At 69.4% G+C, this 12,437-nt stretch carries 10 protein-coding genes; 5 read left to right on the forward strand and 5 right to left on the reverse strand.

The genetic code is table 11. The features are described 5' to 3' along the window. Positions 1-47 precede the first annotated feature (47 nt). Complete coding sequence (locus ABD810_RS04330; RefSeq protein ID WP_425566846.1) at positions 48-2,369, reverse strand: DEAD/DEAH box helicase; 2,322 nt, start codon at positions 2,367-2,369, stop codon at positions 48-50. Positions 2,370-2,524: 155 nt separating this feature from the next. Between ABD810_RS04330 and ABD810_RS04335 the strand changes: the two genes are divergently transcribed. From ABD810_RS04335 to ABD810_RS04350, 4 genes are all read left to right on the forward strand, one after another. Then, on the forward strand, positions 2,525-2,875 hold the full coding sequence (locus tag ABD810_RS04335) for an STAS domain-containing protein (RefSeq protein ID WP_114029683.1): 351 nt from the start codon (positions 2,525-2,527) through the stop codon (positions 2,873-2,875). Between the two features lie 2 nt (positions 2,876-2,877). After that, positions 2,878-3,348: an ATP-binding protein gene (locus ABD810_RS04340; RefSeq protein ID WP_344934460.1), complete on the forward strand. Its 471-nt coding sequence runs from the start codon at positions 2,878-2,880 to the stop codon at positions 3,346-3,348. A gap of 976 nt (positions 3,349-4,324) precedes the next feature. After that, positions 4,325-6,661, forward strand: coding sequence for a sodium-translocating pyrophosphatase (locus ABD810_RS04345; RefSeq protein ID WP_344934461.1), 2,337 nt, complete (start codon positions 4,325-4,327; stop codon positions 6,659-6,661). 109 nt (positions 6,662-6,770) lie between these two features. Then, entirely contained in the window at positions 6,771-7,250 is a 480-nt protein-coding gene (locus tag ABD810_RS04350) for a SixA phosphatase family protein (RefSeq protein WP_344934463.1), read from the forward strand. A gap of 13 nt (positions 7,251-7,263) precedes the next feature. Here ABD810_RS04350 and serB read toward each other — a convergent pair whose 3' ends face one another. The 4 genes from serB to ABD810_RS04370 form a co-directional block, all read right to left on the reverse strand. Continuing rightward, positions 7,264-8,502, reverse strand: a complete 1,239-nt coding sequence (serB, locus tag ABD810_RS04355; RefSeq protein ID WP_344934465.1) for a phosphoserine phosphatase SerB — start codon at positions 8,500-8,502, stop codon at positions 7,264-7,266. 291 nt (positions 8,503-8,793) lie between these two features. Further along, positions 8,794-9,345, reverse strand: coding sequence for a hypothetical protein (locus ABD810_RS04360; protein ID WP_344934467.1), 552 nt, complete (start codon positions 9,343-9,345; stop codon positions 8,794-8,796). 94 nt (positions 9,346-9,439) lie between these two features. Further along, entirely contained in the window at positions 9,440-10,432 is a 993-nt protein-coding gene (locus ABD810_RS04365; RefSeq protein ID WP_344934469.1) for an S-adenosylmethionine:tRNA ribosyltransferase-isomerase, read from the reverse strand. Beyond that, entirely contained in the window at positions 10,429-11,157 is a 729-nt protein-coding gene (locus ABD810_RS04370) for an SDR family NAD(P)-dependent oxidoreductase (RefSeq protein ID WP_344934471.1), read from the reverse strand. Before ABD810_RS04370 ends, ABD810_RS04365 begins: the two co-directional genes overlap by 4 nt. 122 nt (positions 11,158-11,279) lie before the next feature. On the opposite strand from ABD810_RS04370, the gene ABD810_RS04375 reads away from it, so the two are divergent. After that, positions 11,280-12,413 (forward strand): GAF domain-containing sensor histidine kinase, encoded by a 1,134-nt coding sequence (locus ABD810_RS04375; protein ID WP_344934474.1) that lies wholly within the window; start codon positions 11,280-11,282, stop codon positions 12,411-12,413. Positions 12,414-12,437: the final 24 nt, after the last annotated feature.

Below are 12,437 nucleotides of genomic sequence, written 5' to 3' on the forward strand. Positions count from 1 at the left end.
CAGAAGCACTGCCCCATCAGCGGGCCGGGGCGAGGGTCGTAGGAGGGTCAGGGGGTGGTCAGGAGGATGTTCAGGAGGTGGATGGCGCCTCGTTTGTCGAGGGGCTCGTTGCCGTTGCCGCACTTGGGGGACTGGATGCATGAGGGGCAGCCGCGTTCGCACTCGCAGGCGGCGATGGCCTCACGCGTGGCGGTGAGCCAGTCGAGGGCGCGCGCGTAGCCGCGTTCGGCGAATCCGGCTCCTCCCTCGTGACCGTCGTACACGAACACAGTCAGCAGGCCGGTGTCGGGATGCAGCTCGGTGGAGACCCCGCCGATGTCCCAGCGATCGCAGGTGGCGAATAGCGGGAGCAGACCGATGGAGGCGTGCTCCGCCGCGTGTGCCGCGCCGCCGAGGTCCAGGCCCTCGGCGAGGAGGGGGGCCACGGCGGCATCGGGCAGGGTCCACCACACGGCCCGGGTGCGCAGGGTGCGAGGCGGCAGGTCCAGGGGCTCCTCCCCAAGGACCTCGCCGCTCTGGACCCGGCGTTTCAGGAACGAGACGACCTGCCGGGTCACCTCCACGGTCCCGAAGTGCAGCTCACCCGGCCCGAAGGGGTGGGACCGCAGGGACTCCAGGACCGAGATGTCCGTGACGTCTCTGGCGAAGGTGGAGTAGTCGGGATCGGCGCCGCAGACCAGGGCGACGCCGGCGTCCAGGTCCAACAACTCGACAAGGTAGGTGTCGCCCTGGTGAAGATGGACGGCGCCGGTGTGCACGGACGTGTGGGCGGAGGGCTCGTCGACGGTGCCGAGCAGCCGCCCGGTGGAGGACTCCACGACCTGTACGGGTGCGCCGCCGGATCCCCTGATGTCGGCCAGGTTCGCGGCGCGTTCGCGGCGGGTCCAGAACCATCCCTGGGGGCGCCGCCGCAGCATGCCCTGCCGTACGAGGTCGTCGAGGACCTCTTCGGAAGTGGGGCCGAACACGGGAAGGTCCGCCTCGGTCAGGGGGATCTCGGCCGCCGCCGCGCACAGGTGAGGCCCGAGGACGTATGGGTTGTCCGGGTCGAGCACGATCGCCTCCACCGGCCGGCCGAAGAGGGCCTCCGGGTGGTGGACGAGATACGTGTCCAGCGGGTCGTCACGGGCGATCAGCACCGCGAGGGCGTCCTGGCCGTCACGCCCGGCCCGCCCGGCCTGCTGCCACAGGGATGCGCGGGTGCCCGGCCATCCGGCGATGAGCACGGCGTCCAGGCCGGACACGTCGATGCCCAGTTCGAGGGCGTTGGTGGTGGCCAGTCCCACGATCGCGCCCGATCTGAGCGCCTTCTCCAGCACGCGCCTGTCTTCGGCCAGGTATCCGGCACGGTAGGCGGCCACCCGGCCAGGAAGCTCGGGAGAGATCTCCTCCAGATTACCGCGAGCGATCAACGAGACGGACTCGGCGGCACGGCGGGACCGGACGAAGGCGAGCGTCCTGACATCGTCGACCACCAGGTCGGACAGCAGGTCGGCCGTCTCGGCCGTCACCGTGCGCCTGACCGGGGCGCCGCCCTCGCCCCGCAGGTCCGTCAGAGGCGGTTCCCACAGCGCGAAGGTGGTCGAACCCCGGGGAGAGGCGTCCGTCGTCACCTCGGCCATCTCAAGGCCCGTCAGGCGCATCGCCGCAGTCGCGGGGTCGCTGACAGTGGCGGAGACGAGGATGAACACCGGGTGGGAGCCGTATTTGCCGCAGATGCGGCGCAGGCGGCGCACGATCTGGGCGACGTGGGAGCCGAACACCCCGCGGTACCCGTGGCACTCGTCGATGACCACCACCTTCAGCCGCCGCCAGAAGGAGGACCACGCCGAGTGGTGGGGCAGCATCGACCGGTGGAGCATGTCGGGGTTGGTCAACACGTAGTTGGCGTGCCGGCGAACCCAGAGACGTTCATCGGGCGGGGTGTCCCCGTCGTAGGTGGCGGCCCGCACCTGTGCGAGCTTGAGATCTCTCACCGCTCGCAGCTGATCGGCCGCGAGCGCCTTGGTGGGCGTCAGGTAGAGGACCGAACCCCCGGAGAGTATCTCCGAGACGGCCGGCACCAGGTAGGCGAGAGATTTTCCCGAGGCGGTCCCTGTGGCAATGATCACGTTTTGGCCACGATGAGCCAGCTCGGCGGCGGCCGCCTGGTGCTCCCAGAGGCCCTCGACGCCCTGATTTCGCAGACGGCTGATAAGGAGCTCGCCGACCCAGTCGGGCCACTCGCCCGCACCCGCCTGACGTGCGGGGACGTATTCTACGTGGGTGACACGTTCACGGCGTGCGGGCACGGCGAGCAGGCGAGCGAGGATCGGACCGGCTCGCCGTGAGGGTGATGTAGTCGGAGTCACTGGTTTCCAGTTTGGCATCTTGGGGGAGAGTCGCCCGGAGTCGTGATTTCGTATAGACACGAAGACGGGGCGTGGTTGAATGCCGCGCGTCAGGGTATTGCGCGCTGGGACTTGGGGTCCCAGCATGTCAGACCCCTCGTCGTGGACTCGGCAGGCAAGGCGCTGGAGGATCTGTGGATCTGAAGTTGGACCACCACACTGAAGACCGACTCACCATCGTGGAAGTCGAGGGTGAGATCGATGTCTATACCGCGCCGAGGCTGCGTGAGCTGCTGATCGACCTGGTCAACAAGGGTAACTTCCACCTGCTCGTGAACATGGAGAAGGTGGACTTCCTGGATTCAACTGGACTTGGTGTCCTGGTCGGCGGGCTCAAGCGCGTTCGTGCGCACGACGGCTCCCTGGAGCTCGTCTGTACGCAGGAGCGCATTCTGAAGATCTTCCGGATCACCGGTCTTACGAAGGTCTTCGGGATTTACGCCTCGGTCGAAGAGGCCAAGGAAGCTCACGGCCGAGACAAGTAGTCATGGCCACCGTCGAGCTGACGTTCAGCGCACTGCCGGCTCACGTGCGCACGGCGCGTTTGGTCGCCACGGCCATCGCCCGTCGCACAGGGGTCGCGGAGGCGTTGCTGGACGAAGTACGGCTCGCTGTGGGTGAGGCCTGCTCGCGGGCAGTGGAGGCACATCGCGTTCACTGCCCCGGCGAGCCCATTCGCATCGAGTTGTGCGACGAGTCGGGACGCTTCGAGGTCACGGTCACCGACTCGGCACCGAGTGACGATCTGGATCAGGCATACAACGATGAGGAGGGGCCGCCGGCGGCCGTCAACGGCACTGCGTTGGCCAGCCTGCTCCCCGCCGACACGCTGATGTCCGGGTTCGGCATCGCCGTCATCGCCGCACTGGCGGATGACGTCGAGGTGTATCCGAGTGCCAAAGGTCTGCGGATCAGGATGAGCTGGCCCGCGGCCGCCACCGGTTTCGCCACCGCCTGAAGCGGCCACCCGAAGGGTCGCATGGGGGAGATCGCTCAACCTTGGGTTGGAACTCGACCTTGGGGAGATGACTCATCCCTGGGTGGACCTTGGGGTGCTGACTCATTCCCTTGGTGATGGTTCAGCCTCGTGGTGATCTCTCGTCAGGCGCCTCACGGGCACCTCGGGCTCGCCTGAAGTGACCCCATCGGTCAGGCTGCTTGAAAGCGGTCGGACGCCCGACCGACCAGCTCGGGCCATTACCCGAGCCAGGTCGGGCGCCCCCCGGCGCCTCTGCGCATCCCCAGGCAGGCCCCCCGGCGCCTCTGTACATCCCCAGGCAGGTCGGGTGGATCCCGGTACCTTCGCCGGATCTCCGAGCCCGGCCGGGGCCTTTGACGCCTCTGTGGTTCCTCAGCCAGGTCTCAGCCAGGTTGGCACCCAAGGCAGGTCGGACACCTCCCGGCACCTCTGCGGATTCCCTAGCCGCATAGGACACCCCTGGCGCCTAAGCAGGTCGGGTGCCCCCAGCGCCTCTGTTGACGGGGTCGCCATCGCCGCCGTCCGTACAGGTGCGCCGTGACTCCAGGCATCCCGTGCGACGCCGTCGCCCACCCCCATCAGCCCCCTCGTGGGGCTTTCCGGCGTGGCCGAAGGAATAACGGACCTAATAATTTGGCAATAGATGCCTGTCCGTAATTCGGACGTCTTGCCGCTCTGGCCTGGGAAAACCGCGTTGATGCAGGGCAAAGCCTCACGGCTTACTGGACGGATCCCCAATTGGCTGGCGGAAGAGGCTTCATATCTTCCGCGTGCCTGCGTAGACTCCCGGGACCGGCCAAGGTTTTGTCCCCGCAGATCGACGGCGCCCTGCGGGAAGGTCTGCGGACGATTACCGGAAGCGGCACTGCCAATCCAGCTCGGATGCGCGCCGCCCCCCGACTGACTTCGCAGCGCGTTCCGAGCGTGGACCTACCCGTCTGGCCGAGGAGGACGGATGTCTAGGCTCTATCTAGCCGCTGACGATGCCGCAGCGGTATCCCTTAGTGGTTCCCATCTCACCATCGTGATCGTGGTCGCCGCTGTGGCGTTGCTCGCGCTCGCCGTCGCAGGTGGCCTCGTACGCGAGGTTCTCGCTGCCGATCAGGGCACCGAGCGCATGCAGAACATCGCCCGCGCCGTGCAAGAAGGCGCGGCCGCGTATCTCACGCGGCAGTTCAGGACACTTGCTGTCTTTGTCGTACTCATTCCTTTCCTGCTGTTCCTACTTCCCGCCGCGTCGACCAGCGTGGCCATCGGCCGCTCGGCCTTCTTCGTGGTCGGTGCGCTGTTCTCCGCATTGACCGGTTTCATCGGCATGTGGCTGGCCGTGCGTGGAAACGTGCGTGTCGCCGCCGCCGCCCGTGAGGCGGGGGAGAAGGTCGCGATGCGGATCGCCTTCCGCACCGGTGGTGTGGCGGGCATGTTCACCGTCGGGCTCGGCCTGCTGGGTGCCGCGGTCGTCGTGTTCATCTACAAGGGCGACGCTCCGAGCGTCCTCGAAGGTTTCGGCTTCGGCGCCGCGCTCCTCGCGATGTTCATGCGAGTCGGCGGAGGCATCTTCACCAAGGCCGCAGACGTGGGCGCCGACCTGGTCGGCAAGGTCGAGCAGGGCATCCCCGAGGACGACCCCCGCAACGCCGCCACCATCGCCGACAACGTGGGCGACAACGTGGGCGACTGCGCCGGCATGGCGGCCGACCTGTTCGAGTCGTACGCGGTCATGCTGGTCGCGAGCCTCATCCTGGGCAAGGTCGCCTTCGGCACCGAGGGCCTGGTGTTCCCGCTGATCGTTCCCATGATCGGTGTGCTCACCGCCATCATCGGCATCTTCACCACCGCTCCCCGGAGCGGCGACCGCAACGGCATGGCGGCCATCAACCGCGGGTTCTTCATCTCCGCGGCGATCTCCGCCGTCCTGGTGGCGGTGGCGGCGTTCGCCTACCTGCCCAGCTCGTTCTCGCAGCTCACCGGGGTCAGCCCGGCCATCGCCGGACTGGGCTCCGACCCGCGCCTCATCGCGATCGGCGCGGTGCTCATCGGCCTGGTGCTGGCGAGCGCCATCCAGGTGCTCACCGGCTACTTCACCGAGACCAACCGCCGCCCGGTCAGGGACATCGGCGAGAGCTCGCTGACCGGCCCCGCCACCGTCATCCTGTCCGGCATCGCCGTCGGCCTGGAGTCCGCGGTGTATTCCGCGCTGCTCATCGGTGGTGCGGTGTACGGGGCGTTCCTGCTGGGCTTCGGCAACGTCACCGTGGCGCTGTTCGCGGTCGCCCTGGCAGGCACCGGCCTTCTCACGACGGTCGGCGTGATCGTGTCCATGGACACGTTCGGCCCGGTCTCCGACAACGCCCAGGGCATCGCCGAGATGTCCGGAGACGTCGAGGGTGAGGGTGCCCGCATCCTGACCTCGCTGGACGCGGTGGGCAACACCACCAAGGCGATCACCAAGGGCATCGCGATCGCGACGGCGGTGCTGGCGGCCACCGCGCTGTTCGGCGCCTTCCGTACGGCGGTCGAGCTGGAGCTCGCCCAGGCGAGCGCCGGGGTGAAGGCGGCCCTGGGCTCGTTCAGCTCGTTCAGCCTCAGCGTGGACGCTCCGAACGTGCTCGTCGGCCTGATCATCGGTGCGGCGGTCGTGTTCCTGTTCTCCGGGCTCGCGATCAGCGCGGTGGGCCGGGCGGCGGGACGGGTCGTCTTCGAGGTCCGCGAGCAGTTCCGCACCAAGCCGGGCATCATGGCCGGCACCGAGCTGCCCGACTACGGCCGCGTGGTGGACATCTGCACCCGTGACTCGCTGCGGGAGCTGGCCACGCCCGGCCTGCTGGCCGTCATGACGCCGATCGCGGTCGGCTTCGCCTTCGGGTACGCGCCCCTCGGGGCCTACCTGGCGGGCGCCATCGCCGCCGGCACGCTGATGGCGGTGTTCCTGGCCAACTCCGGTGGCGCCTGGGACAACGCCAAGAAGCTGGTCGAGGACGGCCACCACGGAGGCAAGGGTTCGCCCGCGCACGAGGCCACGATCATCGGTGACACCGTCGGTGACCCGTTCAAGGACACCGCCGGCCCGGCGATCAACCCGCTGATCAAGGTCATGAACCTCGTGGCCCTGCTCATCGCCCCCGCCGTGGTGACGTACGCCGACAACGCCGCGCTGCGCATCGGTGTGGTGATCGTCACGGTGGCGATCATCGTGGGCGCCATCGTCATCTCCAAGCGGCGCTCGACGAGCATCGCCCCGGCGAACGGTGACACCAGCGAGAAGGTCGAGACCGAGAAGGTGTCGAGCTAGCCGTCGGCCGGAAGGCGAAGACCGGCAAGAAGGTCAAGAAAGTCAAGAACGTACGGCTACCGTCCGGGGAGGGCGGTAGCCGTACGCGCGTAATGGGATAGTTGGGGGAGTGAACACGCTCATCCTCCTGAGACATGCCAAGGCCGCCCACGTGCCCGGCCTGGCCGACAGGGAACGTCCCCTGACCGATCGCGGCGAGCAGGACGCCGGACGGGCCGGTCAGGCCCTCAAACGGATGGGCCTGTCTCCCGACCTCGTGCTGTGCTCGCCCTCCATGAGGACCAGGCAGACCGCCGAGCTGGCCCTCGCCGCCCTCGCCCCGCAGGCTCCGGTGCACCTCGACAGCGAGATCTACGAGGCCTACCCCGACGAGCTGCTCGAGCTCATCGGCAGGACCGACGACGAGGTGTCGACGCTGCTGCTCGTCGGCCACAACCCCGGCGTGCACGAGCTGGTCATGAACCTCAGCCTGACGAGCGACGAGGCCTTCCCGCCCGGGGCGTTCGCCGTGCTCGAGACAGGCGCCTGGGCCGACCTGGGCCCTGGTGACGGGCGTCTGGTGAGCCGCTGGAACCCCAAGGTGGACTGAGCGCCCGGGACGATCAGGCCGGGGGCGTGTCCAGGCTTCTCGGCACCAGGCCGTCCTCGGCGTCGGCGGCCTCGACCTCGTCGCGCGAGATCCCGAGCAAGTACAGGATCGCGTCGAGGTAGGGGACGTTCAGCGCCGTGTCGGCGGCCTGACGTACGACCGGCTTGGCGTTGAAGGCGATGCCCAGCCCGGCGGCGGCGAGCATGTCGAGGTCGTTGGCGCCGTCGCCGATGGCCACGGTCTGGCTGATCGGGATGCCGGCCTGCTCGGCGAACCGCTCCAGCGCCCGCGCCTTGCCGGGACGGTCGACGATCTCCCCCACCACGCGGCCGGTGAGCTTGCCGTCGGCCACTTCGAGGGTGTTGGCGGCGGAGTAGTCGATGCCGAGCTCTGCGACCAGTGAGTCGGTGATCTGGGTGAAGCCGCCGCTGACGATGGCGAAGCGGTAGTCGAGCCGCTTGAGTGTGCGCACGAGGGTGCGGGCGCCCGGGGTGAGCACCACCTCATTGCGGACGCGCTCGAAGACGCTTTCGGGGAGCCCTTCGAGCAGCGCGACCCGCTCGTGCAGGGATGCCGCGAAGTCGAGCTCGCCTCGCATCGCGGCGGTGGTGATCTTCTCGACCTCGTCCATGCAGCCCGCGTGGTGGGCCAGCAACTCGATGACCTCGCCCTGGATGAGCGTGGAGTCGACGTCCATGACGATCAGCCGCTTGGCCCTGCGGTGGATGCCGGAGCGCTGCACCGCGACGTCTACCTGCTGGAGCACGGCCTCGGCGGTCAGCGCGCTGCGAAGGGCGGCGGGGTCGGCCCCGGAGATGGCGAGCTCGATGCAGGTGATCGGCAGGTGCGCCAGCCGTTCGATGCGGTCGATGTTGGCTCCCGCCGCGGCGATGCGGCCCGCGATCCCCGCCAGGGCGGCGGGTTGCAGGGGATTGCCGAGGACGGTCACATGGAGGCGCCCTCTGCGGCGCTTCTCCTTCAGGTCGGAACCGGTGGTCAGCTCGACCTCCATGCCGAGGTCCTCCGCCACGCGCTCCACGGCGGCCCACATGGCGCCGAGGGTGCCGCCGGTGCCGGTGGGAGGCCCGCCGGCGTACGCGACGAGGACGCCGAGGATCAGCCGGCCGCGGATCACGACCTGCTCGACATCGGCGACGTTGACGGGGAAGGACGCGAGCACGGTGAACAACCGGGAGGTCACTCCAGGCCGGTCGGGCCCCGTCAGCGTGATCAAAAGCGTGCGCTGCTTCATCGCGGACAACGCTACCGACCGCTCAGAGTGAGCGTGCAAGCGGTTCACCATACGGACGGGAGATAGCCATCTGTCCATGTCTTCATGGGTTGTGGCAGAGGCCGGGCCGGTCGGACCGGCTCTACTCCGACGGGGAGTTCGACCTGTCGGCGCTGGCGGGCATCCGGGGCGGGATGGTGTACGCCGCGTGAGGCCGCACGCCGGATCGCAGAGGCCTGGAGACGGCGGAGCGGCCACCGCGCAGGCGATGGCCGCTCCGTGCGGCCCCCGTGAGGTCCGCCGTCGATTCGATCAGCGCAGGATCTTGGTCTTGAACGCGTGGAACTTCACGTCGTCCTGGAGGTCGAGCTTCTCGAGCTCCTCCTCGTTGGTGACGTCGACGCCCTCAGGGACGTCCACCGAGATGCTGGCGAACTCGGCCACGGCGGTGCCCTTGGTGCTCCGCTTCAGCCACACCTTGACCTTCAGGCTGGTCGAGCGGTTCGGCTTGATCGTGTCGAACAGGCAGAACAGGTCGCGGCCGCTGATGTCGCAGAACGTCGACGACGCCTTCGAGACCACGCGCATCTTGCTGGCGCCCTTGGGCAGGGTGCCGAACATGGCGGCGAGGTCCGTGGGCCATTCGCCCTTGTTGGTGCTCTTGAGCGAGTACGTGATCGTGCCGCCGCGGCGGACGGTCCGGTTCCATTGGACGACGGTCTTGAGCGGGGACTGTGGGGCGGCGACAGTCCGGGTGGCGCTCGCGGGGGCGGGGGTGGCCGCCGTGGCGGGCATGGCGAGCGATGCGCCCGCCAGGGATCCGGCGAGGGTGAGGGCAGCGAGGGTGGAGAGGTGCCGTCGCATGGGTGATCTCCCGTAGAAGTGACAGAGTGACGTGGTCCCGCATCGATGTATCGAATTGGAACGTCCTTGTGCATCACTTTATGCGGATTTGGCATTACGCGATCATGTGGAGGTCCCCGAATTCGTGCCACAGATAGCCTTCGCGGAGCGCCTCTTCGTACGACCGGGAAAGAAGGTCCTCGCCGGCGATGGCCGAGAGCATCATCAGATGGCTGGAACGGGGCTCGTGCAGGCCGGTGATCAACCCGTCCACCGCGCGCACCCCGTGGGCCGGGGTGACGATGTGGGAGGTCCAGCCCTCTGACGCACGCACCTCGCCGGTGCCGTGCAGCGCCGCCGTCTCCAGCGCCCGCACGACCGTCGTGCCCACGGCGATGACCCTGCCCTCCGCCTGGTTCACCAGCCGGGCCGTCTGCGGTGACACGGCGAAGCGCTCCGGGTAGGGCGGCTCGTCCTTCTCCGGCGAGGCGACACCGGTGTGCAGGGTGATCGGGGCGATGACGATGCCCCGGCTGACCAGCGCGGTCACCAGCTCATGGCTGAACGGGCGCCCCGCGCTCGGCATCTCGGCGCTGCCCTGCCGTACGCCGAAGACGGTCTGGTAAGCCGACAGCGGCCAGTCGTGCTCCACGTAGGAGTACCGGATCGGGGCCCCGTACTCCCGCAGGTAGCCCGGGATGTCCCGGTCGACGGACGCCCGCCACAACCGCGGCGTCTCGCGCCCCAGCAGGCGCAGCGTGGCGCCTCCGGGGAGCGGCAGCCACTCGCCGGGCTCGCCCCCGGCGTACGGCCCGGTGGTGCCGGCCGTACGGCGCCGCAGTTCCACGAGCCAGGTGCCGTCCTCCCGCTCGGTGGAGAAGTGGACGGCGAGCCGGTCCAGGCGCACGGCCGCGGGCAGGGTCGCCGAGTCGTTGACCACCAGCAGGTCGCCGGGGCGGAGCAGGGTGGGCAGATCGGTGAAGGTGTGGTGGGTGACGGCCCCGGAGTCCTTGGCGGTCACCATCAGGCGTACGGCGTCGCGCGCCAGCCCGCGTGCCTCCGGCGGCTCGTGGGCCTCGCGCACCCGGGGAAGGTCGAAGGTGATCACCGGGTCACCCGGCCGCTGGCGGGCCGCCTCTTGATCAGGTCGACCAGGAACGGGGCCACCGCCTCCGGGTCGGACGCGCTCGCCGCCTCCTGCTCGCCGAGGGCGTCCACCAGCATGCGCGTGCGCATCTCCCCGGGATCCACCCACCAGACCGCGAGGTCCGGTTCCTCGACGGCGAGCACGTGGGAGAGCTGGTCGAGCGCCGCCTTGGTCAGGCCGTAGCCGCCCCAGCCCTCGTACGCCTCCACCGCCGCGTCGGACGAGATGTTGATCACGGCGCCCCTCCGCTCGCGCAGCCCGCGGATCGTCGCCTGGATCAGCGCCAGCGGCGCGACCACGTTGGTACGCAGCAGGTCGGTGAGCGTGTCGAGGGGGTAGGCCGCCAGCGAGGGCAGCGGCACGGCGCCGAGCCCTCCGGCGTTGTTGACCAGCAGGTCCAGGCCGCCGAGCTCGGACGCCGCCTGGGCCAGGCGGGCGAGGTGTTCCGGATCGGCCACGTCCCCGGCGAGCGCCGTCGCGCCGGTCTGCCGTGCGGCCTCCTCCAGACCGGGGGCGCCACGTGCGGTGATGATCAGTTGCCAGCCGTCGGCGGCCAGGGCGCGAGCCAGGGCGAGGCCGAGGCCGCGGGAGGCCCCGGTGACCAGGGCCGTGGGGCGTGAGGGCGGAGCGCCCGGGGTGAGCCTCGTCGCCGCGTCTGTTCGTGAGGAAAGGATCTCTTCTGTCATGCCCTCGACGCTAGGAGCGGGGCGGCCTCACCACATCGGGCGTGCGGCCGCTAAGGCATGGGCTGATGGGCTTAGGACCATCGGCGGAGCCGTGCCGTGCCCATCGCGTTTACAGTGAGGGCGTGACGGCGGATCCGGTGGTGGAGCGCGATGCGGTGCTGCACGCGGTCAGCTCCGCGGTGCTCGCCGTGACCCGGCACCTTTCCGTCCGCGAGGTGCTCCAGGTGATCGTGCGCTCCGCGCGGGCGCTGCTCGACGCCCGCTACGCCGCGCTGGGCGTGCCGGACGACGACGGCTCGTTCGCGGAGTTCGTCGCCGAGGGCATCACCGACAAGCAGTGGGACGCCATCGGCCCCCTCCCTCGCCAGCACGGCATGCTGGCCGCGATGCTGCGGGACGCCGACCCGGTGCGCCTGCCGGACATCCGCCAGGACCCCCGGTTCGGCTGGTGGCCGAGCGCGCACCCTGTGCTCAAGGATTTCATCGGGGTGCCGATCCGCGACGCCGACCAGGTCCTCGGGATCATCTTCCTGTCCAACAAGCGCGCGCCCGGCGGGTTCACGCAGGAGGACCAGGACCTGCTCACCCTCTTCGCCGCGCACGCGGCGATCGCGCTGACCAACGCCCGGCTGTACGAGCGGGGCCGCGAGCTGACGATCGTCGAGGAGCGCAACCGCATGGCGCGCGAGCTGCACGACGCCGTGACCCAGAAGCTGTTCTCCCTGCGGCTCACCGCCCAGGCGGCGGCCTCGCTGGTCACCTCCGACCCCGAGCGGGCCATGAGCGAGATCGACCGGGTCCAGCGGCTGGCGGGAGAGGCGCTGGCCGAGCTCAGGGCCGTGATCGTCGAGCTGCGCCCGGCGGACCTCGACCGGCACGGGCTGGCCGAGACCCTGCGCAAGCACGTCGGCCTGCTCGACCGCCTCAATCCCGTGACGATCTCCTTCGCGGCCGATCCGCTCTGCGACCTGCCTCCGGCGACGGAGGTGGCCGTGCTGCGTGTGGCGCAGGAGGCCCTGCACAACGCGCTCAGGCACGCCAACGCCTCGTCCATAGAGGTGCGCCTGGAGACCACCGGATCATGTCTCAGGCTCCAGGTGAGGGACGACGGGGACGGGTTCGGCACCGAGCCGCCCACCTCCCATGGCCTGGGACTCCTCTCGATGAAAGACCGGGCGGAGGCGGCCGGCGGTTCGCTGCTGGTGTCCTCCTGCCCCGGCCGCGGGACGACCGTCCTGCTGGAGGTGCCCGCGTGACTCGTACGGTCGCCGGGCGCGTAC

The organism is Sphaerisporangium flaviroseum (assembly GCF_039537005.1).
GTDB classification, from domain to species: domain Bacteria; phylum Actinomycetota; class Actinomycetes; order Streptosporangiales; family Streptosporangiaceae; genus Sphaerisporangium; species Sphaerisporangium flaviroseum.